The organism is Brevibacterium sp. SMBL_HHYL_HB1, assembly GCF_018208375.1.
Classification (GTDB): domain Bacteria; phylum Actinomycetota; class Actinomycetes; order Actinomycetales; family Brevibacteriaceae; genus Brevibacterium; species Brevibacterium intestinavium.
Window position 1 is genome coordinate 388,938 of the sequence record NZ_CP062936.1, and the last position, 25,342, is coordinate 414,279.

23 protein-coding genes are annotated in these 25,342 nt (G+C 66.4%); 11 read left to right on the forward strand and 12 right to left on the reverse strand.

All coding sequences use genetic code 11. The features are described 5' to 3' along the window. Positions 1-14: 14 nt before the first annotated feature. Positions 15-1,544: a dGTP triphosphohydrolase gene (gene dgt, locus IG171_RS01865; protein ID WP_212129448.1), complete on the forward strand. Its 1,530-nt coding sequence runs from the start codon at positions 15-17 to the stop codon at positions 1,542-1,544. Between the two features lie 130 nt (positions 1,545-1,674). Here the strand turns inward: dgt and IG171_RS01870 are convergent, their stop codons facing one another. Beyond that, positions 1,675-4,392 carry a choice-of-anchor G family protein gene (locus IG171_RS01870; RefSeq protein WP_212129450.1) on the reverse strand — a complete coding sequence of 906 codons (2,718 nt, stop codon included), beginning with the start codon at positions 4,390-4,392 and terminating at the stop codon, positions 1,675-1,677. 582 nt (positions 4,393-4,974) lie between these two features. Here IG171_RS01870 and lhgO point away from each other — a divergent pair. Next, the gene (gene lhgO / locus IG171_RS01875) at positions 4,975-6,189 is read left to right on the forward strand and encodes an L-2-hydroxyglutarate oxidase (protein WP_212129457.1); all 1,215 of its coding nucleotides are present in this window, start codon (positions 4,975-4,977) and stop codon (positions 6,187-6,189) included. A 127-nt stretch (positions 6,190-6,316) separates the two neighbouring features. On the opposite strand, the gene IG171_RS01880 is transcribed toward lhgO, so the two are convergent. Together IG171_RS01880 and IG171_RS01885 are read right to left on the reverse strand one after the other, a co-directional pair. Next, positions 6,317-6,841, reverse strand: coding sequence for a DNA starvation/stationary phase protection protein (locus tag IG171_RS01880; protein ID WP_212129459.1), 525 nt, complete (start codon positions 6,839-6,841; stop codon positions 6,317-6,319). An 82-nt stretch (positions 6,842-6,923) separates the two neighbouring features. Further along, positions 6,924-7,976: a hypothetical protein gene (locus tag IG171_RS01885; RefSeq protein ID WP_212129461.1), complete on the reverse strand. Its 1,053-nt coding sequence runs from the start codon at positions 7,974-7,976 to the stop codon at positions 6,924-6,926. 239 nt (positions 7,977-8,215) lie between these two features. Here IG171_RS01885 and galE point away from each other — a divergent pair, with 239 nt between their 5' ends. The 4 genes from galE to IG171_RS01900 all read left to right on the forward strand — a co-directional run bounded on the left by galE (position 8,216) and on the right by IG171_RS01900 (position 10,914). After that, positions 8,216-9,208, forward strand: coding sequence for a UDP-glucose 4-epimerase GalE (gene galE / locus IG171_RS01890; RefSeq protein ID WP_212129463.1), 993 nt, complete (start codon positions 8,216-8,218; stop codon positions 9,206-9,208). 179 nt (positions 9,209-9,387) lie between these two features. After that, positions 9,388-9,510, forward strand: a complete 123-nt coding sequence (locus tag IG171_RS19240) for a hypothetical protein (RefSeq protein WP_283091843.1) — start codon at positions 9,388-9,390, stop codon at positions 9,508-9,510. Then, positions 9,507-10,064 (forward strand): TetR/AcrR family transcriptional regulator, encoded by a 558-nt coding sequence (locus IG171_RS01895; protein ID WP_212129465.1) that lies wholly within the window; start codon positions 9,507-9,509, stop codon positions 10,062-10,064. The genes IG171_RS19240 and IG171_RS01895 overlap by 4 nt, the downstream gene beginning before the upstream one ends. Further along, on the forward strand, positions 10,057-10,914 hold the full coding sequence (locus IG171_RS01900) for a 3-hydroxyacyl-CoA dehydrogenase (RefSeq protein ID WP_212131482.1): 858 nt from the start codon (positions 10,057-10,059) through the stop codon (positions 10,912-10,914). Before IG171_RS01895 ends, IG171_RS01900 begins: the two co-directional genes overlap by 8 nt. 74 nt (positions 10,915-10,988) lie before the next feature. Here the strand turns inward: IG171_RS01900 and IG171_RS01905 are convergent, their stop codons facing one another. Continuing rightward, the gene (locus IG171_RS01905; protein WP_249203964.1) at positions 10,989-11,594 is read right to left on the reverse strand and encodes a YdhK family protein; all 606 of its coding nucleotides are present in this window, start codon (positions 11,592-11,594) and stop codon (positions 10,989-10,991) included. A 150-nt stretch (positions 11,595-11,744) separates the two neighbouring features. Between IG171_RS01905 and IG171_RS01910 the strand changes: the two genes are divergently transcribed. The 3 genes from IG171_RS01910 to IG171_RS01920 all read left to right on the forward strand — a co-directional run bounded on the left by IG171_RS01910 (position 11,745) and on the right by IG171_RS01920 (position 15,566). Next, entirely contained in the window at positions 11,745-12,377 is a 633-nt protein-coding gene (locus IG171_RS01910; RefSeq protein ID WP_249203965.1) for a CueP family metal-binding protein, read from the forward strand. 28 nt (positions 12,378-12,405) lie between these two features. Next, positions 12,406-13,551: an FAD-dependent oxidoreductase gene (locus tag IG171_RS01915; RefSeq protein ID WP_212129467.1), complete on the forward strand. Its 1,146-nt coding sequence runs from the start codon at positions 12,406-12,408 to the stop codon at positions 13,549-13,551. A gap of 215 nt (positions 13,552-13,766) precedes the next feature. Beyond that, positions 13,767-15,566, forward strand: coding sequence for a formate--tetrahydrofolate ligase (locus IG171_RS01920; protein WP_212129469.1), 1,800 nt, complete (start codon positions 13,767-13,769; stop codon positions 15,564-15,566). A 41-nt stretch (positions 15,567-15,607) separates the two neighbouring features. Here IG171_RS01920 and IG171_RS01925 read toward each other — a convergent pair whose 3' ends face one another. After that, positions 15,608-16,399: an NAD(P)-binding domain-containing protein gene (locus tag IG171_RS01925; RefSeq protein WP_212129471.1), complete on the reverse strand. Its 792-nt coding sequence runs from the start codon at positions 16,397-16,399 to the stop codon at positions 15,608-15,610. A gap of 116 nt (positions 16,400-16,515) precedes the next feature. Next, the gene (locus IG171_RS01930; RefSeq protein ID WP_212129473.1) at positions 16,516-17,022 is read right to left on the reverse strand and encodes a MarR family transcriptional regulator; all 507 of its coding nucleotides are present in this window, start codon (positions 17,020-17,022) and stop codon (positions 16,516-16,518) included. A 105-nt stretch (positions 17,023-17,127) separates the two neighbouring features. Between IG171_RS01930 and IG171_RS01935 the strand changes: the two genes are divergently transcribed. Continuing rightward, positions 17,128-17,910 carry an SDR family oxidoreductase gene (locus IG171_RS01935; RefSeq protein WP_212129475.1) on the forward strand — a complete coding sequence of 261 codons (783 nt, stop codon included), beginning with the start codon at positions 17,128-17,130 and terminating at the stop codon, positions 17,908-17,910. A gap of 76 nt (positions 17,911-17,986) precedes the next feature. On the opposite strand, the gene bla is transcribed toward IG171_RS01935, so the two are convergent. Continuing rightward, positions 17,987-18,937 (reverse strand): class A beta-lactamase, encoded by a 951-nt coding sequence (gene bla / locus IG171_RS01940; protein WP_212129477.1) that lies wholly within the window; start codon positions 18,935-18,937, stop codon positions 17,987-17,989. Positions 18,938-19,076: 139 nt separating this feature from the next. Here bla and IG171_RS01945 point away from each other — a divergent pair, with 139 nt between their 5' ends. Next, complete coding sequence (locus IG171_RS01945) at positions 19,077-20,978, forward strand: serine hydrolase (RefSeq protein WP_212129479.1); 1,902 nt, start codon at positions 19,077-19,079, stop codon at positions 20,976-20,978. An 85-nt stretch (positions 20,979-21,063) separates the two neighbouring features. On the opposite strand, the gene IG171_RS01950 is transcribed toward IG171_RS01945, so the two are convergent. The 5 genes from IG171_RS01950 to IG171_RS01970 all read right to left on the reverse strand — a co-directional run bounded on the left by IG171_RS01950 (position 21,064) and on the right by IG171_RS01970 (position 25,282). Next, positions 21,064-21,624: a hypothetical protein gene (locus tag IG171_RS01950; protein ID WP_212129481.1), complete on the reverse strand. Its 561-nt coding sequence runs from the start codon at positions 21,622-21,624 to the stop codon at positions 21,064-21,066. Further along, positions 21,621-21,878 carry a hypothetical protein gene (locus IG171_RS01955; protein WP_212129483.1) on the reverse strand — a complete coding sequence of 86 codons (258 nt, stop codon included), beginning with the start codon at positions 21,876-21,878 and terminating at the stop codon, positions 21,621-21,623. Before IG171_RS01955 ends, IG171_RS01950 begins: the two co-directional genes overlap by 4 nt. Beyond that, positions 21,875-22,834, reverse strand: a complete 960-nt coding sequence (locus IG171_RS01960; protein ID WP_212129485.1) for an ATP-binding cassette domain-containing protein — start codon at positions 22,832-22,834, stop codon at positions 21,875-21,877. Before IG171_RS01960 ends, IG171_RS01955 begins: the two co-directional genes overlap by 4 nt. A 251-nt stretch (positions 22,835-23,085) precedes the next feature. Beyond that, positions 23,086-24,621 carry a serine hydrolase domain-containing protein gene (locus IG171_RS01965; RefSeq protein WP_212129487.1) on the reverse strand — a complete coding sequence of 512 codons (1,536 nt, stop codon included), beginning with the start codon at positions 24,619-24,621 and terminating at the stop codon, positions 23,086-23,088. A gap of 49 nt (positions 24,622-24,670) precedes the next feature. Then, positions 24,671-25,282, reverse strand: coding sequence for a DUF6506 family protein (locus IG171_RS01970; protein ID WP_212129489.1), 612 nt, complete (start codon positions 25,280-25,282; stop codon positions 24,671-24,673). Positions 25,283-25,342: the final 60 nt, after the last annotated feature.

Sequence of the window (25,342 nt, forward strand, 5' to 3'; positions counted from 1 at the left end):
GGTAGTCTGGTCAGATGGAGCGTCAGAGATTTCACACCACAGGTGGTCGCGAGCGCAATGTCGCCGAGGTGGCCCGCCCCGGAGAGGACGCATTCCGCGTCGATATCGAACGGATCCGGTTCTCCCCGTTCTTCTCCCGGCTGGCCTCGGTCACTCAGGTGATTCCCCAGGCCGGTTCCGGAACGGTCATCCACAATCGCTTGACGCATTCGCTCAAGGTCTCGGCCGTGGCCCGGTCGATCGCGATCACCTTGAACAACGCCGATGAAGGCACCCGTGAGCTCGTCAGCGACCTCGGCGGGTGCGACCCGGTGGTGGTGCAGGCGGCAGCGGCCGCTCACGATCTCGGGCATCCGCCGTTCGGCCACCTCGGCGAGAAGGAGCTCGACCGGGTGGCGCGGTCGCTGCTGCACCTCGATGACGGTTTCGAGGGCAATGCGCAGACGTTTCGGATCCTCACCGCACTCGACAGCTGCGATGCCACTCCGCGCGGGCTCAACCTCACCCGAGCGGTGCGGGCCGGGGTGCTCAAGTATCCGTGGGAGCGAGGGGAGTGGGCCGGTGACCAGGGACTGACGGCGTCGCAGATGCCGCGCGGCGTCGGCAACGATGCGACCGTGGGGGCGATGAAGTTCTCCGCCTATGTCACCGAGGTCGATGAGATGGTCGATGCGCTCTCGACGTTCCCGGCGATCGGGCGCTATCAGCAGACGCTCGAGTGCGCGGTCATGGACGTCGCCGATGACATCGCCTACGCTGTCCACGACCTCGATGACTTCTACCGGTCGAACGTGCTGCAGTACACGAGCGTGTCCGCCGAGCTCGGGCGGTGGCTGCGCGATTGTCGCGAGTTGGAGGCTCTGCACGATTCGGAGCTCGACCGGCGGCGGCCGGGGCACGCGCTCGAGGCGATCAGGCGCCACACCCGGGAGAAGGACCCGTGGATCGCCGACGAGGAGGCGTTCAGAGCCTCGGTCGAGCGGATCAACAGCGACCTCGTCGAAGGTCTGCTCGCGGTTCCCTACGACGGAGGGCTGGAGGCCGATCGGGCGGTCACGGCGTTCACCCGCAGATGGATCGACCGCTTGCAGGCTTCGATCGTCGTCGACCCGGATCCGCATGTGCGCAGCGGTCATGTGCGGTTGAGTCAGGACGCGTGGCACGATGTCGTGGTGCTCAAGTTCGTGCACTCGAAGTTCGTGCTCGAACGCTCCGACCTCGCGGTCTATCAGCGCGGTCAGACGCGGATCATCGCCTCACTGGTCGAGGGCTTCCACGAATGGCTGCTCGACCCCGATGAGGCGACCCGGATCCCGCGGCGGCTGATCGATTCCGTCGAGGCGGCCACGCAGGAGTATCAGGACCTGTACTCGCGCAACCCCGAGGCGCTGGGGGAGGAGGGCTCCGCGGCGATCGTGAGGCGGGGCCGGGCGCGAGCGGTGGTCGACTACATCGCCTCGTTCACCGATGCGCAGGCGATGTCGGTCAACGCGCTCATCACCGGCGCCTCCGAAGAGCCCTGGGAGGCAGGCCGCGGCCTGTAGGCGTCGCCGAACGGTGGGACCGCCACCGTGCGCGTCGCTGGGGAATCTGTCGGCGCGGGCACGCAAACGGCGGGACCGGAGTTCTCACTCCGACCCCGCCGTTCAGCTCAGTGACTGAGCTGGGTCACCCTCAGTGCTTGCCGGCGCGGTAGCGGCGGGTCGCCCACACCGCTGCGGCGCCGCCGGCGAGGAGCAGGGCGGCGAATCCGGCCAGGGCCGGGATGCCGTCGGCACCCGTCCGCGGCAGGTCTCCGCCATCGCTGCTGCCCGAGGCATTCGTGCTCGAACCGGCGTTGGCACCGGCCGAGGCGTTGGCCGACGACCCGGCATTGGCGGACTGGTCCGAATCGGCCGAAGCCTCATTCGCATCATCTGCCGACGAAGCGTTGGCCTCGTCGCCGTCTGCCGCTGCTGCGGAGGAGGCCTCCGAGGAGGAGTCCGCGGTCGATGCGGCCGAAGCGGCGGCACCGGCGTCGGCGTTGGCCGCGGCGGATGCCTGTGCGTTCGTGTCATCCGAGTTGTCGGCGTTGGCGGCGGCGTTGGCTGCCTGCTGTGCCGAGGCGTTCGGATCCGAGGTCGCGTCCGCCGAGGTCTGCGAGGAGGCCTCTTCGTTGGCGGCGGATTCGGCGGCTGCTTCGGCGTTCTCGTCCGCTGCTGCCGATGCCGTGTTGTTGGCGTCCTCGTCAGCGGCTGCCTGGGCCGCTGCTTCGGCGACGGCGTTGCCGTTGTCGTCGGCGTTCGCCGATGCCGAGGCCGAGGCGGCGGCATTCGCATTGGCATTCGCTTCCGAGTCGCTCTCTGCATCGGGATCGGCCGCTGCGGCTGCGTCCGAGTCGGCTGCTGCCTCTGCGGAAGCCTCGTTCGAGGAATCGGCCGTGGCAGCCGCTTCCGAAGCGGCAGCGGAGTTGGCGTCCGAGGCCGTTGAGGCCTCGGCGTTCGTGTCATCGGAGTTGTCGGCTTCTGCGGCGGCCTGCGAGGCCGCCGTCGACGAGGCGTTCTCATCAGACGTCGAATCGGCTGAGGCCTCGGACGAAGCGTCCTCGGTCGCTGCCGACTCTGCCGCGGCCTCGGCGTTCTCATCCGCTGCTGCCGATGCCGTGCTGTTCGCATCGTTGTCGGCAGCTGCCTCCGAGGCGGCCTGGGCGGCGGGGTTGTTGTCCCCGTCGGCATCGGCCGAAGCCGAGGCCGAGGCCGCTGCGTTGGCGTTCGCATCGTCATCGCCCGGTGCCTCCGGGTCCTCGTCGGTGGCACGGACCGAGGATGAGGCGAGGTTGATGTCGATGGCATCGGCGGCCGGCAGCAGTTCCAGGCTCACAGCGCTGACGGTGAAGCCAGGTCCGTTGGTGCCCTTGACCTGGCTCTCGTCTGCCGGATCCTTCGCCGTCGGCTGCTCGTTGATCGTGAGATCGACGACCTGGTTGAGCGCCCCGAAGACGGGGTCCAGGGAGGTCAGAACCGGGTCGACGATGTCGGTCACAGCACCGGCGACCTCATCGGCCGTGGAATCGAGGATCCCGCCGATGAGCGGCTCGGTGATGGAGAGAACAGCGTTGATCACCGGCTGGGTGATGGCATTGAGCACACTGCCGACGGGAACGCCGGCGATCGAGAGATCGGTGTCGACAGTCGGGTCGGAGTCGTCGGTGCCGGCCAGCTGTCCGAGAGTGGCATCCACCGTGACCTTGCCGTCGACGGCGGGAATGCCGAGGGCTGAGATGTTCGCAGGCAGTTCGATGACGAGGTGAACGTCATTGAGCGCATCGGTCAGGGTCTCGTTGACCTTGCCGGACAGAGCACCGAGGGCATCGGCCACGGCGTCGGTGATCTTCGAGATCGTGTCCGAGGTCAGCACCTGGGTGTTCGGGTCGAGGCCGTTGAGGTCAGAGGCGTCGCCGCCCTTGACGATCTTCGCGAGATCGATCTTGATGTCACCGTTGGCGAGATCGATCGACACGATCCCGGCCTCGTCCTCGAGCGCCTCGTTGACGACGTTCTCGACGACGCTGTTGAGGGCATCACGGACCTCGACGGACACCTGAGTGTCGTCTCCGCCGATATTGACCGAAGCGATGCCGACATCCAGATTCAGGCCGATGCCGGCCAGGTCGTTGACCAGGCCCTCTTCGCCGATGACGTCTTCGAGGGTGCCGCCTGCACCGTCGACGACCTCATCGAGAGCACCGGAGAGGTCACCGACTGCGGGGCTGGAGACTGTGAGGATGCCGTCGGCGACGGCATACTCGGAGTCGTCTGCGGTGCCATCGCTGTTGGCCGTCGACGCGATCGCGCCGAGTTCGAGGCTGAGCTCATCGACGATCTGATCGGTGACGCCGTCGAGGTTGAGCTGGCCGAGCACCGAGGTCAGATCGACATGGGCGTTGCCGTATTCGCCGTTGTTGATGTCGTCGAGGTTGAGTCCGCCGTCTTCGCCGACAGCGCCGGAGCTGGCCGTGGCGTCGTTGTAGGCGGGAGCGTGCCCATAGGCGTTGAGCGCTCCTCCTTCACCGAGCTCGAGGAGGCCGTCGCCGTCTTCGTCGCTGATGAGCGGGATGCCGATCCCGGGGAGTTCGACTCCGATGGCTTGGAGCACTTCGGCATTGATCGGCGTGCTGTCCTCGGCAGTGTTCGACGGAGAGCTGCTGTACGCCGACAGGGCGTCGACCGCGTCGGCGGTGAGGATGTCAGCATCGATGAGCTGCCCGTAGGCCTCTGCGTCTTCGTTCGGGTTCTGTTCGTCGGCCGAGCCCGGTGCCGTCGTCAGCAGTGTCAGTCCCACCGCTGTCGCCGCGGCGACCGAGCCCACCGCAATCTTCCGACCGGTGCTCTGCCGGCCTCTGAGTATCTTCATGGTCCCCCACATCAATAGGTTCCTGACATCAATAGGTTCCTGATCATTTCCAGACGAGAGTCTGGACGGAAACGGACAGTTTCCTGGCAGATCGTTCATAACGTTACGGAGTCATGAAAAAGTAATCAGTGAATAATTAATAACGTTACAGCCTCGTTATAGTTACGCAGCAGTAAGGGGGTTTATGTCCGCGAAGTGCACTATCTCATGCAAGAGTTCTTGTCTAGATGAATCGTCGCTTCATATCCCGACTTCTTCCTGCGACGAAGGTGGCCATTCTTGCTCGAGCACAGCGAAACGTCAGGTGATGAGCTCAGCTCAGCAGATTCCTTCGGTTCGGTGACGACCGTTTTGTGTTCGGAGCGAGGCCAGTCGTCGACGGGTTCCGTCGGAGGAGTATTCGATCTCGACAGGAGCGGTGCTGAAGGCTCCGAATGATCACGATTCAGACCGCCATATTTCGAAAGCGTTGGAAATGACGACCATTGGCAGCGCAACGACCACTGACCGGACACCGATTGCAGTGTTCGTGCGAGCTGAATACAGTCGCAACGTCAGGTCATCCAACGGGGAGGTTGAGACATGGCATCCACACGCTGGGCCGTGGTCGGTGCCGGAATCATCGGCGCGGCCGTGGCGCGCGAGATCCTCATGCGTCATGACAGCGCCGACGTCACGGTCTTCGACAAGGAAGACCACCCTGCCGCCCATCAGACCGGCCACAACTCCGGTGTCGTCCACGCCGGTCTCTACTACGAGCCCGGCAGCCTCAAGGCCAGACTCTGCCGTCGCGGCGTCTCGCTGCTGCTCGACTTCGCCGATGAGCACGACGTCGCCGTCGACGAGTGCGGAAAGGTCGTCGTCGCCACTGACGAGGTCGAGGTCGAACGCCTGGCCGCCATCCACGAACGGGCACAAGCCAACGGCGTCCCCGGCCTGGCCATGCTCGACCGCGACGGACTGCGCGGCATCGAACCCCATGCCGAGGGCGTGGCCGCCCTGCACTCACCCCACACGGCAATCATCGACTATCCCGGACTGACCGAGGCCCTCATCGCCGACGTCCGCTCCCGCGGCGGCCGGATCCGGCTGTCGACCCCCGTCAAGGACATCAGGCGGAAGGGCAGAACCGGCGGCGGCGACGCCGCTCTTGTCCGCACCTCGGTCGATGCTCAGGAATTCGACGCCGTCATCGTCTGCGCGGGACTCCACTCCGACCGTCTGGCAGCACGCTCGGGTGAGGGACGGAACCCGACCATCGTGCCGTTCTTCGGCCAGTACTTCATCCTCGAACCGGGGTATGACGACATCGTCAACGGGCTCATCTACCCGGTGCCCGATCCGAAGTATCCCTTCCTCGGCGTGCATGTGACGAGGCGGATCGACGGGGGACTGATGATCGGGCCCAATGCCTTTCTCTCCCTGTCCCGCGAAGGCTACAGCGGTCTCGGATTCAACCTGCCCGATGCGATGTCCGTGGCCGGCAACCTCGGCTTCTGGCGCTTCGCGGCCGCGAACATGGCCACGGCGGCCAGGGAGCTGCCCGGTGTCGTGTCGATCGACAGGTTCGTCGACGCCGCCGCCCACTATGTTCCGAAGCTCGCCGGGGCCGGCGGCCGGCGAGCCACCCGCGGCATCCGCGCTCAGGCGATGAATCGTGACGGCACGCTCGTCGATGATTTCGTCATCGATCGGGCGGGAGCGACGATGTTCGTCAGGAACGCCCCCTCACCGGGAGCCACCTCGGCGCTGGCCATCGCCGAACACCTCGTCGAGACCATCGAAGCCGAGGCCTGAGGTCTCCGCCCGCGGACGAGAACGGGCCGCCTCCCTCGTCCTGGCGACGAAGGGAGACGGCCCGTGCGCTATCGACTCAGCCGCTGACTGGCTTGCTCAGCGGCTGACTGACTCGCTCAGCGGCGACTCACTTGGGAACGCGAGTCTCGGCGCTGATGAACCAGGCCTGCTGCTCGAGTTGGGAGATGTAGTCGTGGAAGATGTCGGCGGTCGTCGGATCCGCGGAATCGACCTCGTCGTGGCAGCCGCGCATCGAGGCGACGGTCGTCTCGATCGCCTTGACCATGTGGTCGATGGCGTCGTGGGTGCTGATCTCGCCGTTGGGGAACTCCGGAAGTGCGGACTGCTCGGCGATCACCGCGGGGCGGCCGTCCGGGGAAGCGTGCAGGGCCCTCATCCGTTCGGCGATCTCATCGCTGCCGGCACGAGCGATGTCCGTGACCTCGTCGAGGTTGAGGTGGAGGTCACGGAAGTTCGTGCCCACGATGTTCCAGTGGGCCTGCTTGGCGGTGAGGCTCAGGGCGATGAAATCGACAAGCACCGTCTGGAGGTTCTTGCTCAGAGCATCCGAGGCGATGAAGCCGTGTTCGGCATTCTCTCTCGCTGTCTTCTCCGAACCGTGCGGATCGGGAACAGTAACTGACTGTGTCATTGAACTTGCTCCATTCTCTTCGAAGATGAAGGATGTCTTCACCATAGCTCGTGGCCGGGGCACTCGTAACCCCTGTCCGCTGTCAGTCCTTGTCTGTCTCATCACTGTCGACGGTGTGGACGCGAGCGCGCAGACGCTGGGAGTGAGTGAGGTTCCTGACGTCGATGTCACTGTCGAAGCTCGACCCCAGAGCGCCGGCGACGACACCCATGGCCGCACTCAGCCACGCGATGTCGAGATAGTTGTTCAGCCGGGCATCGGGGCGGTTGATCGTCTGGGCCATGAACTCCGGGTCGATGACGATGAGCCCGCCGGCGAGGATGCCCACGACCAGGATCGCATAGAGGCTGGTTACGCAGATGATGAGCGTGAGCACGGTCGACAGGTTGTAGTAGAAGACGACCTGAGCCAGCCGCTCCTTGACCGGGCGGTCCCACAACCGGTTGATCGTGATCAGCCACCCGACCATGAGCGCGATGGCGATGACGCCGATCGAGATGAGTCGCAGCGTCGACAGGTGATGGGACATCTGCCAGATGGAGCTGTAGAAGATGCCGAAGGCGCCGGTCGCGGCGGCTGCGGCCATGGCGCGTGAGAGTTTGCGAGCCATCCGCAGCGGCTCATTGGCCATGGTCATTCCCAGCACGAGGCGCGGCCCGCCGGTGGAGGTGTGCGAGTGGAGTGTGCGACGACCGGAATCGGCTCGGCTCGACCACTGACCCCAGCGGGGCAGGCGATGCCGCTGGGCCGGATGGTGCTCATCGGGCAGGAGCTGGTTGAGGCAGCTCATGTAGATCTTGAGCAGGCGGCGCCTCGTCGGCGCCCCGAGAGTGGGATGGGAGATGACGGCGACATTGCGGTCGGGCAGCACCTCGGCGATGAGCGGTTTGCCCTGGGTGTGGCGGGGGATGTCGGTGAGCATGATGACCAGATCGGCTCCGGGGAAGCGATCGACGATCGAGTCGAGAGTCGACAGCTCCAATCGGTGGTCGGCTTGGACGCGCAGCGTCTCGGTGCAGACGTCGACTGTGACCTCGGCGTCGAAATCCTGCCGGAGGAGTTCGCTGAACTCGTCCTTGATCGAGGCCACACATCGGCTCGGGGGTCCGGGGTCGCTGATGAGCAGGACATGCATTTTCCCACTGTGGCACCGCCTGGCGGTCCTGGCCAGGGCCGTGGCGAATTCCGACGCTTTCCTCACAGCACTTTCAGCCTGTGTGGCTTTGGACAGTGGGTCGTGGGGACGCGGGGGCGTGCGGCTGGATGTCTGTGGGCTCGGCGGGCCGCAGCCGAACCTCGCCGGCTGGGCACGTATTCTGTAACCGGAAGTTTTCTGATGTCGAAGAGTCGACGAGGTGAAGGAGAGCACGGGCCATGGCAGTTCTGGTGACCGGCGGCGCAGGATATATCGGTTCGCATGTGGTGCGGCTGCTGACCGAGCGCGGTGATGACGTCCTCGTCGTCGACGACTTCTCCACCGGCCTCACGGTCCGGGTCGACGGATTGGACGTCGTCGACCTCGATCTCGCGGCCGCCGATGCCGAGGACCGCCTCGTCGCCGCCATCGAGGAGCACTCGGTCGACTCGATCATCCATTTCGCCGCGAAGAAGCAGGTCGGCGAGTCCGTCGAGAAGCCGGTCATGTACTACCGGCAGAACATCGGCGCGCTGACGAACATCCTCGCCGCCGTCGAGGCCACCGGGATCGAATCGCTCGTCTTCTCCTCCTCGGCTGCGACCTATGGGATGCCCGACGTCGACATGGTCGGCGAGGACCTCGAGGCCCGCCCGATCAATCCCTATGGCCAGACCAAGCTCATCGGCGAATGGATGATCGACAACCAGACCACCGCAGCGAAGATGCACGGGAAGACGTTCAACGCCGTCAAGCTGCGCTACTTCAACGTCGCCGGCGCCGGTTGGCCCGAGCTCGCCGACACCGCGGTCATGAACCTCATCCCGATCGTGCTCGGCCGGCTGGCCGAGGGCAAGGCTCCGATCATCTTCGGCGACGACTACGACACCCCCGATGGCACCTGCATCCGCGACTACGTCCACGTCAAGGACCTCGCCGAGGCACACATCGCCGCTCTCGACTACATGAAGGCCGGCGGGACCACGGAAACCGTGTTCAACGTCGGCACCGGAACCGGCGCCTCGGTCAAGGAGGTCATCGACACCATCGCCGAGGTGACCGGCCGTGACATCGTGCCCGAAATGGGCGAGCGTCGTGCCGGAGACCCGCCGGCCCTGGTCGCCGACGTCTCCCGCATTCAGGCGCTGCTGAGCTGGAAGGCCGAATTCGGCCTCGAGGAGATCGTGCGCAGCGCCGTCGAGGCCGCGGGGATGCTGCCCGAGCAGGAGTAGAGCTCGACAGCCCGACCGCCCGGGCTGGTCGACCCTCTGCCTCTCCGCCACGGTTCTGTGCTGCTCTCGCGCTCCCAAATGTGACCGAGGAGTCACGGTTTGACGTTGGTGCCTCCCTTCCGCAGGAGCACCATCATTCATAAATAATGAATGCGTTCATTAATGAGTGGAGTCATTCAATGGGCATCAAGGACGGCAGGAACACCACCCGCCCGCTGGGACGGCGGGACCGGAAGATGCGCATCAAGCGCGAGGCGATCTTCGCCGCGGCGGACGAGCTCTTTCGGGATTCTCCGAGGTGACCACCCTGGAGATCGCCGATCGTGCCGACGTCGCCTCCGGCACAGTCTTCCGCTATGCGGCATCGAAGCACGAGCTGCTCACTCGGGTGTTCAACGATCTCGTCCGTGAGGCCGTCTCGGAGGGGCGGCGGCGAGCGGAGCGGGAGTCCAGCGTGGACGCAGCCGTCTTCGCTTCAGTGGCACCGCTGCTCGACAGCGCTCGGCAGCACCCGGAGAACACTGCCGTCTATCAGCGCGAAATCCTATTCGGGGAAACCGCCGAGAAGTTCCGCACCGAGGGGCTGGAGATCATCGCCGATCTCGAGGACAGCATCGCTCGGCGGCTCGTCGACGGCTTGGGCGTCCCTGTCGCCGCGGCCGGACTCGCGGCCTCCTCGATCTTCGCTGCCACGCTTGTCGCGATCGCCCGTGTCTCGACGGGGATGCGAGCTGACCGAGACGCACACGAGGATCTCGCGCTGCAGGTCGCTCAGATCGTCGCCGGTGCATGCAGCGATGTCGGGCGGCCGACGGTCGTCTCAGACCATCCCCATGGAAGGAGCAATGATGAATGACATTTCGACGGTGACCGTTCTCGGCACTGGGGTCCTGGGATCGCAGATCGCCTTTCAGACGGCTTTCAGAGGTTTCGCCGTGACTGCCTACGACATCAACGAGGAGGCGCTCGAATCCGCCCGTGAACGTTTCGAACTGCTCGCGCAGCGCTATCAGAAGGACGGCGTGGAAGGTGCGGACGAGGAGACGACTCGCGCGGCGATCGATCGTCTGACACTGACTGCCGACCTCGGCGATTCCGTCCGTGAGGCCGACCTCGTCATCGAGGCGATCCCTGAGCTCATCTCACTCAAACGGGACACCTACGAGCGCCTCGGTGAGCTGGCCCCGGAACGGACGATCTTCGCCACGAACTCCTCGACGCTGCTGCCAAGCGAACTCAAGGACTTCACCGGACGCCCCGAGAAGTTCCTCGCTCTTCACTTCGCCAACGAGGTGTGGAGATTCAATATCGCTGAGGTGATGGGCACCGCCGATACGGACCCCGCAGTCTTCGACCAGGTCGTCTCCTTCGCTGGAGCGATCGGCATGGTGCCCATCCCGCTGCACAAGGAGAAGGCCGGCTACGTCCTCAACTCACTGCTCGTCCCGCTGCTCCACGCCGGCTATGCCCTCGCCGCCGGCGGGTACTCCGAGCCGGAGGACATCGACAAGGTCTGGCGGATCTCCACAGGCGCCCCGATGGGCCCATTCCAGATCACCGACATCATCGGACTCAGGACTCCGTACAACGTCCTCTCGGAAAAGGACGGAGAAGCGCTTCAGCTGGCCGAGTGGCTCAAGACGAACTACATCGACAAGGGCAAGCTCGGCGCAGCCTCCGGCGAGGGCTTCTACACCTATTCCTGACCAGCCTCACCCTCACCGACGGTCGGTGCCGAGTCCGAATCAATCCGGGCTCGGCACCGCTCGTGTCTGACCGATCAGTTCGCGGGCTTCATCTCGGACTCGGTGACCCACTTGTGATTGGTCATCTCCATCTCATCGGTCTTGACGTCGACCATGTAGACGGTCTCATCGGTCGAGGAGTCGATCGTTGCCTTCGCACCCTTCATCCCGGCCATGTGATCGGCCTCGACGGTGACCTCGGCGCCGTCCTGCAGCGGTTCCTCACCCGGATCCTTGAGCTCTTCGTGCACGACCCACTCGTGGTCCTCGACCGGATCACCGCCGTCGGTCGGGGTGTAGCTGATCGAATAGGTCGTCGTGTCGAAGGCCCCGGACACGGTCGCCTCGGCGCCCTTCATGCCCGGCATGTGATCGGCCGAGAGCACGACCGCGTCGCCGACGTCGAACTTCGGATCGGCGGCCTTCTCGATTCCTTCGGGTGGGGCACCTCCGTCGGAGGGGTGGTCCATGCCTTCGTGGTCGGACTCGCCGGACTCATGAGTGGATGCGGCGCCTGCGGCCTCGGTTCCGTCGGTGTCGGGTTCCTGGGCCACATCGTCGGGCGCTGAGCAGCCTGCCAGGGTCAGTCCGATCGCCGCGGCGGCAGCGGTGAAGCGAATGGTCTGAGCGGACGTCTTCACGAGTGATCTCCTTGTGCTGGCCGTCGTCTTCTGCGGCCGTTCCGTGTGGCCGCATCGGTCACCCTATACCCCTGAAGGGTATGATTGCGACAACGACTTCGGTGCTCCGCACCCTGAGTGACAAGGGGGAAACAGTTGACAATGAAGCGAATGGCCATCGCCAGCGGTATGGCTGCGCTCGCCCTCGCGCTGGCAGGGTGTTCCGCTCCAGAGGCAGATGGGGATCCGGTGCCGGAGAACGGGCAGCCGCTGACGACGGAGACGGGGGAGCGCGCGACGACGGAGTTCCTCGCCGAGCACGACCTCGCCGGTATGGACGCCGTTGAGCTCATCGACCGCCTCGACCGCCTGCCGGTGAGCCAGCGACCCGAGAACCTCATGGCCTCCGTCCGGAACGAGGAAATCGTTCTCACCGACGGGACGCAGGAAGTCGCCATGGACCTGCCCGAGGACAGGAGCTACGTGTCGATCGCTCCCTTCGTCGAGGAGACTCACGACTGCTTCTATCACAGTCTGACGACCTGCCTCGGCGAAATGAGTGAAGAGCCGGTCGAGGTGACGATCACCGACTCGTCGACCGGGAAGGCGGTGGTCGAGGAGTCGACGACGACCTTCGACAACGGCTTCATCGGCTTCTGGGTGCCCTCCGACATCAGCGGAACGATCGAGGTCTCGGCTGCGGGCAAGACCGGGTCGACCGAATTTTCCAGCTCGGACGACAGTGCCACCTGTGTGACCGATCTGCAGCTGCAGCAGACACACGCGAGAATGGGAGACCGGTGACCGTCGCCCACTCAACAGGAGGGCTGTTTTGACCCACCACATCGTCATCGGGGCAGGGCTGGCGGGTGCCGCAGCCGCTTATTCGCTCACCGCGCGCGGCGAGGACGTCACCGTCGTCGAACGGCACACACCGGCCAATCAGCGCGGCAGTTCGCACGGTTCGGCACGCATCTTCCGCTACGCCTACCCCGATCGGCTCTACACCGAACTCGTCGTGCGATCCCGCAGCCTTTGGGACGCTCTCGAGGCGACAGCCGACACCGAGCTGGTCACTCGCACCGGCGCCATTGACCACGGTGATGCCCGGCACGTTGCGCAGCTTGTCGAGATCTTCGAGGCGGTCGGCGTCGAGCATGAGATCCTCGATGCGACGCGTGCGGCCGTGCGATGGCCCCAGTTCGCCTTCGGCACCGAGGTCCTGTGGCACCCCGACGCCGGCGTCATCGACGCCCAGACCACAGTCGAGACCATGCTCGACCTTGCTCGGGCCACCGGCCGGGCCCGGGTGCTCATCGATTGGACCGTCGCCGAGGTGGCCCGACGTTCCGCGAGCGGCTTCCGTGTCATCTCGGCGATGGGGGAGACCATCGAAGGTGATCGCGTCATCGTTGCCGCCGGCGGTTGGCTGCCCGACCTCCTCGGTGACCTCGGGTTCCCGACAGGCTTCCGTGAAGCGCTGCCGCGTTTCGAGGTGAGGCAGGAGCAGGCCTTCCACATGCCCTATCGGGACACCGGCGAGGACGGTCGGCCGGCGACTGCCTGGCCGACATTCATCCACAAGTCCGGCGAGATGTTCACCTATGGGCTGCCCGGTGGACGGGACGCGGGATTCGCGGGGCAGAAGATCGCGCAGTTCAACGGCGGTCGGGTGATCGGTTCTGCGCTCGATCAGGACGGGCAGATCACCGAGGAGATGCGCGCTCGGATGGTCGACTATGCGAAGCGGCATCTGCCTGGGCTGGTGCCGGAACCGTATGCGGAGACCACCTGCCTGTTCACGAACACTCCGGACGAGGACTTCGTCATCGATGAGGTCGACGGGCTCGTCATCGTTTCCGCCTGTTCGGGGCACGGAGCGAAGTTCGCGCCGCTGCTCGGAGAGTTCGCGGCGGACCTCGCCACCGGTGCCGGCGATATTCCAGAGCGGTTCAGGGTGGGCGCGCGACGGGACTGAGGATCGGCACGAATGCTGTCGAGTCGTCACCCCGGGATGTTCCCAGCGAGGATGATCCACGAACGCGACCGCGCGGTCAGGCGTGCAGTCGGGCACTCAGCGGTCGGCCGCCTCGGCGCGGGTGTCTGTTGCGGCAGGCGGAACTCAGCGCGCATTGTGCAAACTCTCGGGGCGGCGATTGTCACAAATCGCAATAGAAGCGGCATGATGGCCTTATGACCACAGATATGGATATTGCGCTCAGCGCCGAGCTCGATCCCATCGTCGACGTCGCCGCTGGGCTGGGTTTGGACGCACAGGACATCATTCCCCACGGGTGGACCAAGGCGAAGGTGCCCATCGAGGTCCTCGACAGGGCGGCAGCGAACGCCACGGACGGCCGACTCATCCTCGTCACCGCCATGAGCCCCACTCCGGCAGGAGAGGGCAAGACCACGACGAGCATCGGCCTGGCCGACGGGCTCAACGAGCTCGCGCGCAGCCGACCCGAGGTCGGTCGAGCCGTGCTGGCGCTGCGCGAGCCGAGCATGGGGCCGGTCTTCGGGATGAAGGGCGGCGCGGCCGGCGGCGGCCACGCCCAGGTCGTGCCGATGGAGGACATCAACCTCCACTTCACCGGTGACTTCGCCGCGATCGCGGCCGCGAACAACCTCGCCGCGACCATGCTCGACAACCACATCCACTTCGGCAACGACCTCGACGTCGATCCCCGTCGCATCCACATCCGCCGCGTCGTCGACCTCAACGACCGTGCCCTGCGGGGAGTCGTCGTCGGCCTCGGCGGCATCAATGGGGGAGTGCCGCGCGAGGACGCCTTCGACATCGTCGTCGCCAGTGAGGTCATGGCCGTGTTCTGCCTGGCCACCTCGCTGACGGACCTCAAGGAGCGGCTCGGGCGGATCGTGCTCGCCCACAGCCGCGCCCGCGAACCGATCACCGTCGGCGACATCGGCGCAGCCGGGGCGATGACCGCGCTGCTGCGCAATGCCCTGGCACCGAACCTGGTCCAGAGCCTCGAACACTCGCCTGCCTTCATCCACGGCGGCCCCTTCGCCAATATCGCCCACGGCTGCAACAGCCTGCTGGCGACGAAAGCGGGGCTGGCGCTGGGTGACTGGGTCGTCACCGAGGCCGGATTCGGCGCCGACCTGGGTGCCGAGAAGTTCCTCGACATCAAGTGCCGCACTGCCGGGATCTGGCCTTCGGCCGTGGTCGTCGTCGCGACCCTGCGGGCCCTGAAGTACCACGGCGGGGTCGATGTCGCCGATGTCGAGACACCGAACGTCTCTGCGGTGCTTGAGGGCATGAGCAACCTCGAACTGCACTGCCGCAACCTGCGCGAGATCTACGGGCTGACCCCGGTGGTGTGCTTCAACCGCTTCCCCACGGACACCGACGAGGAGATGACAGCGGCGATCGACCACCTGCAGGGATTGGGGATCGCCGCGGTCGAGTCGACCCACTGGGCCGATGGCGGCAGGGGCGCGCTGGCGCTGGCCGAAGCCGTCGTCGAGGCGGTGGGCGGTGTCGGTTCAGGACGCGGAGACGGTACAGCAGGACCGGCCGTCGACGATGGTTCGTTCTTTGTCGCTGGGACCGCTTCTGGGGATGCTGAGGCGCCCGTTGCCGATCCCGCCTCTCGTGCGCGCTACAGCTATGACCTCGACCGCCCGCTGGAGGAGAAGATCCGCACCATCGCCCAGCGGATCTACCAGGCCGCCGATGTCGACCTGCCGGCCAAGGTCAAGCGCAAGCTGCGCCAGTTCACCGAGGAAGGCTACGGCGATGCACCCATCTGCGTGGCCAAGACCCAGTACTCGCTGAGCACCGATGGCAGTCTGCGCGGGGCCCCGACCGACCACATCATCGAGGTCAAGGACGTGCGGCTGTCGGCCGGTGCCGGCTTCGTCGTCGTCATCGCCGGTGACATCATGACGATGCCCGGCCTCCCGCGCGAACCCTCCGCACTGAAGATCGACGTCACCGAGGACGGGAACATCACCGGACTGTTCTGAGGCCGGCCCGGCCGGGCGAACTGCTCAGTCGGGCGAACTGCTCAGTCGGCCGCGCCGGTCACACGGGCGTAGATGGCGTCGAGCGCAGCGGCGAGGCGGCCGCGGTTGGCCTCGTCCATCCACTCGTGATTGAGCTGTTCGTTGAGCCCGCCCGGCGTTTCGTGGTCGGCGACGAGTTCCTTGATGGGGGTGTCGGTTTCGGCGAGCGTGGTGCCGAGGCCGACGAACTGCCCGCGGATGAAATGGTCGGCATCGGCCTGCTCCCACCCCTGGTCGACCAGCCACGCGGTGATCGACTGCAGGAAGGCGAAGTGGGCCGACATCGTCGCCGTCACCGCCGACAGCGTGCTGAACAGCGTCTCGTCGGCGGCCGTGACCGACCCGCCGAGGCGGCCCAGGATCTCCTCGACCGCCTGATTCGCCGGATACATCGCGGTCACGCCCTTGCGCTCGCGCACAGCCGGCAGCGGGATGATGCGCACGATCGTCGGGGAGTGGGGCAGGTGCTCGGCGAGCTGATCCGTGGCGAGACCGGCGACGGCGCTGATGAGAGTCCGATCCGCCGGGATGTCGAGTTCGTCGAGGACGGCGGCCGCCTGCTGAGGCAGGACGGCGAGAACGATGAGTTCGCTGCGGTCGACGACGTCCTGATTGCTGTCACAGACCGTGGCGGCCTCGAGGGACTCGGCGAGGTGCTTTGCGCGGTCGGCATTGCGTGGGGAGAGGAAGAACCGAAGGCCGCTCGCGTGGGCGTCGTCGGCCTCACTGCGGGCAAGGCCTTCGACCATCGCCGAGGCGATCTCTCCGACTCCGATGAAACCGATGCTGGTCATCTGCTCCTCCTTGAGAGACTCTCTGCGAGGCTGGGGGTGTGTTCGTCTGATCGCATTGTCTCATCCACCAGTGAGGGCGAACGCGGGATCCGGAGTTCGTGCGGGGGGACTTGTGGCTACTGCGGGCGCCAGCCGCCCTCGTCTGCGATCGCCGAGGTGATGCGGCGACTTGCACTGCCCAGTGCGCGAGCCTGAGCCGGAGTCAGAGAGTCGAAGACCAAGCGCCTCACGAGAGCGACGTGCCCCGGAGCGGCCGCACGCGTGGCGGCGAGGCCGGATTCAGTCAGGGTCGCGATGGTCGTCCGGCCATCGTCGGGATCGGGGCCCCGGGTCACCCATTGCCTGCGTTCGAGTCGTGCGACCGCCCGAGAGAGCCGGGAGAGAGTGCTGTTGGCGAAACCGGCCAATTCCTTCATCGTCAACGACCCCTCGTCTGCCTGGGAGAGGGCGAAGAGGATTCTATACTCGAAGTGGCTGATCGTGGAGTCTCGCTGCATCTGTGCGTCGAGTGCTGCCGGCAGCCATTCCAGCAGCGTTGCAACGGATGACCAGATCTCGAGTTCGTCGGCGGTGAAGGCGTCCGATCCGTTCGGTTCTGCATCATGGCTGCCGCGGCTGTTCATACGGCCGAGTCTATCGAAAACTTGTCTGAGAAAGTGAATCCGTCTATTGTTGACTTTCCTAGGAAAGTGAATTTCAATCGATGCTTTGGCAAGGACGGACAGCACATGGACCTTCGACTGGCAGGCAAGACCATCTTCATCTCGGGCTCGACGCAGGGGATCGGCTATGCGATCGCGTCCCTGTGCGCTCACGAAGGGGCGACGGTGATCCTCAACGGTCGGCACGAAGACGGTGTCGAGGCGGCGCTGGCACGTCTGCGCGAATCCGATCCGGCCGCCTCGGTGAGGGGAATCGCGGCGGACTTCGCCGACGCGCGGCAGGTCGATGAACTGCTCGGCGGACTCGGCGAGGTCGACATCCTCATCAACAACGTGGGCCTGTTCGATGTGGCGCCGTTCGCCGAGATCGACGACGCGGAATGGTCCCGGTACTTCGAGGTCAATCTGATGAGCGCCGTTCGCCTGTCCCGCCGGCTGCTGCCGGGCATGCTCGAGAAGGGGTGGGGTCGGGTCGTCTTCATCGGCACCGAGTCGGCGGTCGACGTGCCCGGCGACATGGTTCACTACGGCGCGACGAAAGCTGCGGCGCTGGCGCTGAGCAACGGCCTGGCGAAGCTCACCCGCGGCACCGAGGTGACCGTGAATACCGTGCTCGGCGGGCCGACGTACTCGGACGGAGTGGCCGCGAGCATCGAGCGGATCGCCGCCGCGCAGTCGATGCCGGCGGCCGACCTGCGGGACTCACTGGTGCGCGACACATCGCTGCTGCAGCGCTTCATCGCACCCAGCGAGATCGCCAACCTCGTGGCGTACCTGGCCAGTCCGCTGTCTTCGGCGACCAATGGTGCCGCCCTGCGTGCCGACGGCGGAGTGCTGCCGACCGTGTGAGGTCTCGAATCCGGCGGTGCGGGATGGGCAAGCAGCGGGAGGTTCTGTCATATCCGGGAGACCGGCGCGACAGCACTCATGCGAATTCGTCGAGCACAGCCTCGGCGACGGCTTCGACGAGCGCCGGCCCGTCCTCGGAGTCCGGGTCATCGGCCTCGGTGAGCACGGTCAGGACGATCGGTTCTTCGTCGGGTGGAGTCACGACGGCGATGTCGTTCTGGATCGCGTCGGAGTGGCCGGACTTGTCCTGGACCGTCCATCCCTCGGGCGCTCCGGCGCGAATGAGGGGATCTCCGGTCTCGTTGTCCGACATCCACTCGAGCAGCAGCAGGTCCCTGTCGTCGATCGACAGCCGGTCGGGTTCGAGCAGTCCCTGCAGGTCGGTTGTGAAGGCCTCCGGCGTCGTCGTATTGTCCGGGCTGTCGCCGTCGATGTCGTTGAGATCCGGTTCCTCGTCGACGACCTCGGTGGTCGCATCCCCGGCCTCCTCCAGTGCAGAATCGAGTCCGTCGGGGCCGCCGAGCTCGTCGAGGACGAGGTTCATCGCGGCATTGTCGCTGTCACGCAGAGTCGCCTCCGCGATGTCTTCCAGCGGCAGGCCGTCATCGACGTGCTTCTCGGTCACCGGCGTCCACCCGGCCGTGTCGACATCGGCCTGTGTCCAGGTCACGCGCTTGTCGAGCTCTTCGGGACTGGTGCGGTCGAGCAGCTCGGCGACGGCGAAGACCTTGAGCGACGAGGCGAAGCCGAACCGCTCGTCGGCCCGATGGCCGACCGTGGTGCCGTCCGCCGTATCGACGGCACTCACGCCGACCCGGGCCTCGAACTCGTCTTCGAGGGACTCGATGTCCGCGGTGAGCTCGGCGTGCTGGGGGCGGTTCTCGACCTGCTGAGAGTCCTCCGGGGCCTGCGTGGCGCTGCCGGTTCCCGCCGGCTCCTTGGCGGCGGCACAGCCGGTGAGGGCGAATGCGGTGAGCGTCGAAGCAGCGAGGGAAGCGGTGAGGGTCCGCAGTGATCGTCTGGTCATGGGGTGAGCCGGCCTCTCGTGTGTCTGCGTGTGGTCGATGGTGTCGCCGTGATCGGCACAGACCACTCTTCTCTGCCCGCGCCATACTGTCGAAGACTGTTTCGTGGTGATCCATAGCAAAAGCGCATACCCTGAGGTGATGGACTTGGTCGAAGCCTGCCGCACCTTCACCGCTGTCAGCGAGCTCGGCAGCATGACACTCGGTGCCGCTGCGACCGGCATTCCGCAGCCGGTCGCCAGTCGACGCATCGCCGGACTCGAGGAACAGTTCGGGGCCCGACTGCTCGAGCGGACCGGGCGCGGGGTCAGCCTCACGCCCTTCGGCCGGGACATGCTCGCCTCGGCGACGCGTCTGGTCGAACTGGCCGATGAGATGATGCTCGACGCCGACAAGGCGAAACTGCAACCGATCTCCGTGGCCGTGCCGGTCTCGTGCTCCACGCGCAACCTCGCCGTATTGGCCGCCTCGGCGCAGGAGGAGGGACTGCGCATCGATTTCCAGTCCGGCTCGCCCGGCCGACGGGCCGATGACCTGGCAGCGAGAAAGGTCCGCGCGGCGCTGCGGGCAGTGCCGGCAGCAGAGGCCACTTGGACGGTGCCATTGGGATGCGCTCATCGGACGGGACTGGCCGATCCGGTGAGGATCGCCGCGCTGCGACGATCCCGGGCTCGGGTCCCCGGCGAGGTCGGTCAGCTGATGGGACAACGGCTGCGGGTGCTGGGCGAGGACAACGTCCCGCACATCCGTGATCGCATCCGCCGAGCGGCCGAGACCGCAGGGCTGCTGCCCTTTCAGGTGGTGGTGGACCACTCGGACTCGGCGGCAGTCGCGGCAGTCCTCAGCGACGGCGACCTGCTGCTGTGCACCGAGGACGAGGCCGCGGATCTGCGGCTGCCATGGGCTCCGCTCATTGATCCGCAGGTCGCCAGAGGGTATGTTCTCGACGCGGTTTCGGCCGATGATGCGACAGTGCTCGGCGCCTTCGACGCCGAGATCGCCGACTGCCTCGGCAGCACCGGCGCGGACGGCGCCGGCACGGCCGTGTCCGCCGGGGATGAGTCTGGCAGGGACGAGTCTGGCGGTGGAGATCGGGCCGTGTCCGGCGGGGACGAGTCCGCGTCCGAGCGGCGGGGGGCAGGGATGAACGGTGCGGCAAGGGTCATCCGTGCAGTCTCCGATGAACTCGAGGCTGCCGGGCTGCGGGCACGAATCATCGCTAGCGACCTCGACTCCGGCTCCCAGGTGTCACTGGCTCCCGACGGACTGGTCCCTCTGGCCTCGGTCGCCAAAGTCCCCATCGCCGCAGCGGTGCTGACCCGGATCTCGGACGGCGTCTTGGCCGCTGATGACTTGATTCGCGTCGAGCCTGCCGAAGCCGACAGCGCGAGCCCGACCGGTGCGGCGCGCTTTCGGCATCCGGCCTGGGTTTCAGTCGACGATCTGATCACGCTGTCGGTGTGCTTCAGCGACAACACGGCCACCGATGCCCTCCTGCGCCTCGTCCCCATCGCCGACGTCAGCCGTGCACTCAACGAACTGGGCGCCACCGACATCCACGTCCGGCACCGCCTCGGCGATTTGGGTCGGACTCCGCTGGAACGGCTCGACCGGACCGAAGCCCACCTCGCCTACGATCTGGCGGCGACCGGACCGACCCAGGGTGACGGTCACCGGATCTGGCAGCTCGATGTCTCCCGAGCCAATGCGGGCACTGCCGCCGGGCTGGCCGACCTCCTCGCCGAGGTGTGGCGGCCGCGCCGCATGGCTCCCGAGTCGGCCGCTCGCCTGCGCAAACTCATGTCGGGCAACGTCGTTCGCCACCGGTTGGCTCCCGATCTGTCCTCGGATGCCGCGATGTGGTCGTCGAAGACGGGAACGCTGCTCCACCTCCGTCACGAGATCGGGGTCGTCGACCACGCCGATGGGCAGTCCATCGCCATCGTCGTGCTCAGCGAATCGGGCAATCCCGCCTCCGTCCAGCCCGCCGCCGAGGCGGCCCTCGGTGCCGCCGCCCGTGCCCTCCACGACCTGCTGAGGTGAGTGAGAGACCGCTCGGCGGCCGCCGACTGGGCTGACCCAGCTGCCTGCCTCGGCTGTCGGACGCAGGCACGCCGCTGCTGGCGGTTCAGGCGTCGCGGGTTCGCAGGAGCAGACCCCCGCAGAGCAGGCCCGCCGCGGCCCAGCAGCCGAGGACGAGCAGGGCGATGGGCCACCCGTACGGGCCGGGCGCGTCCACGGAGAGCACCGCGATCGCCTGATTCGGCAGGAAGCGGGCCAGCTCACTCATCAGCGTGACCCCGAACAGCGGCAACAGGCTCGGCACCAGCTGCAGCAGCGCCAAGGTGGTGATGATCGTCATCACCGCGCTTCGGAGCACGGTGCCGAGGCCGAGCACGAAGACATTGAGCAGGCCCAGGCCGATGCCCGTTCCGAGCGCCGCACGCACCAGGTCGGATGACTCGAATGCTCCGAACTCGGCAGAGAAGACCGCCGCCACCGGAGTGCCCAGGACGACGAACATGAGTCCGAGCGCGCAGCCGGTGCCGAACTGGACCAGAGCCTTGGCCAGGAGCAAGCGCGACCTGCGCGGAACCGACTGCAGAGTCGTCATCACCGATCCCGTCGAATATTCGCCGGTGATGGCGAACGTGCCGAGCAGGACGACGATGAACTCGACGGCGATCATCGTCTGAACGACGAAATAGGGGGGGCTGGCGCGGCACTGTCGAGCCCGTTCCGGCCGCTGGCCAAGGCAGATGCTCCGAGCAGTCCTGAACCGAACAGGGTCGCGAACACGGAGACCGCGACGATCCACCACGTCGAGCGGACGCTGACGAGCTTCGTCCATTCAAAGGCGATGGCCCCGACCCAGGGGCTGCCGACCCGATCCGCTGCCCTCTCATGCCCGTCACGGGTGTGATCTGCGATTGCGGTGCTCATGATGGTTCCTCCGACAGCGGCTGTTCGTCGGCCGGCATCGTGATCGACTCCGATTCGCCTGCTCGATACTCCGCGGCTCCCTCGGTCAGCGATGCGTACACGTTTTCGAGGGTGGCGGTGGAGAAGCTGAGCTCGTCGATCTGCAGCCCCGCGGCATGGGCGAGAGCGCCGATGGCGCCGATGTCCTCTCCACTGACGTGCAGCGCGGTGCCCTCATCGGCTGCGAACGAGACCGTGAGATCGGCACGTTCGAGCACCTCGGCGAGGGCGGCGGGGTTCGGGGTGCGCACCCTGGCGGTGCGCGTGGTATCGAGGAGCTCGGCAAGCGGAGCATCCGCGACGAGGCGGCCCCGGGCGATGACGACGAGGTGGTCGGCCGTTTCGGCCATCTCCGAGAGCAGATGACTGGAGACGAAGACCGTGCGCCCCTCCGTCGCCAGGTCGCGCATGAGATGGCGGATCCACGTCACGCCCTCCGGGTCGAGCCCGTTGACCGGTTCGTCGAAGACGAGGACTTCTGGGTCCCCGATGAGCGCCGAGGCGATGCCGAGGCGTTGGCGCATGCCCAGGGAGAACGTCCCGATGCGGGCGCGGCCGACGTCTTCGAGCCCGACCGTGGCCAGGCAATGATCGACTCGTCGGGCCCCGATGCCGTTGCTGCGGGCCATGCCGAGAAGATGGCTGCGTGCCGATTGGCCCGGATGGCCGGTGCGCGGTTCGAGAAGCGCGCCGACTGTGCGCAGGGGCCGGACCAACCGCGCATAGGGGCGGCCGTCGATGAGCGCTCGACCCGAGCTCGGATGGTCGAGGCCGAGCAGCATCCGCATCGTCGTCGACTTCCCTGCTCCGTTCGGGCCGAGGAATCCAGTGACCTTGCCGGGCCCGACGGTCAGGCTGATGTCATCGACGGCGCGTCTGTCACCGTACTCCTTGGTGAGTGATTCGAAGGTGATCATGGTGTGCTGCCTCTCCGATGGACTTCGGTGCCGGGCCTCTTCCGGAACCGGGCTCGTTCATGACATCCAGCCTAGGAACGCACTGGCGTCGGCGAACCGGTCATGAGTCGGTCGTCGGCACCGACCGTAGGCGGTGTCGGCGACTCTCCGCCCCCTGACTTTCGACAGTGTCGACGGATGCGGGCGGCGGCAGCATTCGAGGCGCCGCACCCGGACGGGGAGAGGGCCGGTACCCCGAAGACCGTGCGTCATCATCTGATCCCCGCTGCTCGCCGCTCCGGTGGTCTGGCCCGGTGCACGGCCCGTGAGAGGATGAGGCTCGCGCCGGACACACCCAGCACACCGACGAGCACCATCGCCGCCGGCCAGAACCCGAACATGTCGACGGGAGTGGTCGCATTGCGCTCAAGACTCGGCACGACGAACAGAACCCCGACTGCCAGCGCCGGTCCGATCGCCTGCGGCAGCAGACGCAGACCGAACCGCCATCCCGACCACGCAGCGCGCCGAGTGCTCCACAGTCCGGCACGTCGGAGACCGAAGACCGTCAGGGTCGCCACCACCAGGGTCGCCAGCGCGAGGCCGATATCGATGAGCGTCGCCACTGGAACGCCTGGGTCCGGCGTCTTCCCTTCGGTCACGTCGATGACACCGGAGGCGAGAGCGTAGTTGTGCTCCACCGTGGGAGTGAAACTGTCGAGCATGACGGCGACGCCGTACCCACTGCCGGGCACGGTGTCCACCTGCGCACTGTAGCGGCTCGTCGATCCCGAGTGACCCACGCGCGGCGGGTCGACGCCCTCACCGCTGAGGTGCCAGCCGAGACCTTCGCCATCGGCGCCGGCTTGGGGACTCTGCGCCTCGTCGAGCAGCTCGGGTGACAGGAGCTGCTGACCGTCCGGCGCTGCGCCGTCGTTCGTGAGCATGGCCAACCAGTGCGCCTGGTCCTCGGCAGTCGTGACGATTCCGCCGGCACCTGCCAGCAGCTGGTCCGTCTCCCGCAGCGGCCACGTTGTCCCGTAGGCGGTCACATGCCCGTGCTGCAGTCCCGGATCGTCGTCACGGGAAGTGTCCACCGATCGGGTGTCGTCCATGCCCAGCGGCTCGAAGAGGTGGTCGTCCAGGTAGGTGGCGAACGGGACCTCGGCGACGGTCTCGATGAGGCGAGCGACGACGTGATAGTTCATGTTGCTGTAGCTGTACTGCTCCCCGGGCTTCGTCTGGAGCTCCCATCCCTTCAGTCGCTCCACACCCTCTCGCAGATCGGAAGCCGGTTCGACGATGAGCGGGCTGGGCAGGCCGGAAGTGTGGCTGAGCAGCTGGCGGATCGTGATGTCGGTGTACCGGTCGTCGGCCAGTTCGAACTCCGGAAGGTGCTCGACGACCGGATCGTCGAGGCTCACCTTCCCGGCGTCGACGAGCTGCAGGAGCGCGAATGAAGTCACATGCTTGCCCACCGAACCGGTCGCCATCGGTGTCTGAGTGGTCGTCTGCTCGCCGTGAGACTCACCGTACGCCCCGGTGTGGACGATCTCGCCGTCCTTGACGATGGCCACCTCCGCGCTGGAGAGGCCGTGTCGGTCGAGATAGCTGTCGACGTATGTGTCGACGGCGTCGGTATCGAGCCGGTCTGATTGACCGGAGTCGACGAACTCGACGGCCTGATCAGGCAGTTCGAGCTGTTCGCGTGGCGTCGAGGAGCCGGAAGCAGGCGAGGCTGCAGAGCCGAGGCTGAGCACGATCGCTGCGGCCAGCCCGGTGAGAGCGGAACGGATGATTGCGGTCATCGGGCACCTTCGAATGACGGTGGTCAGTGGGTGGGGGCGAAGGGCGCGCTCAGACATCCACGAATCCGACGGGCACGGCGCCCTTGGCGCCCCAGAAGACTGCGGCGGCGGTGGTCGGCCCGAGGCCGCCGTAGAGTTCGACCAGGCCGATCCCCTCAGCGGTGAGATGCTCTCCGATCCGCTCGGCGTGGTCGTCGTCATGCACCGGCAGGATCGTCACATCCGGGTGCTCGACCGGCTGCGTTCCTGCCGTGGCGGGATAGAGGAAGACCGCTGGGCGTTGATCGCCGGCGGCGAACGCCCGCTTGTAGTCCGCGATCAGTTCGAGTGATTCGAAGCCGTATCGCAGCAGTCTCACCGGTACGCGTCCGGCGACCAGATCGCGGGCGCGGACGAGGTCGGCGATGCCCATTCCGCCGCAGAGTTCGATTCGCTTCGCACCTTCGTCAAGCGCCTCATGCAGCGCATGCTCGAGCCCATCGTCGGCAATGCCGACCACCTCGAGCTGCGAGGTTCGCAGACGGTGCCCCTCGGCTCCTTCGTAGATCACAGTCGTGTGTGCCATGTCGTGCTCCCTTTCAGACGTCGATGAGGTCGGCGGCTTCTGTTCCAGCTCCGGTCGGCCGTCGAGGATCTGCGAGGCGGCACCGGGCTCGTTCATGAGACCCAGCCTAGGAACGCACTGGAGTCGGCGAACCGGGCATGAGTTGGGCATCGGCAC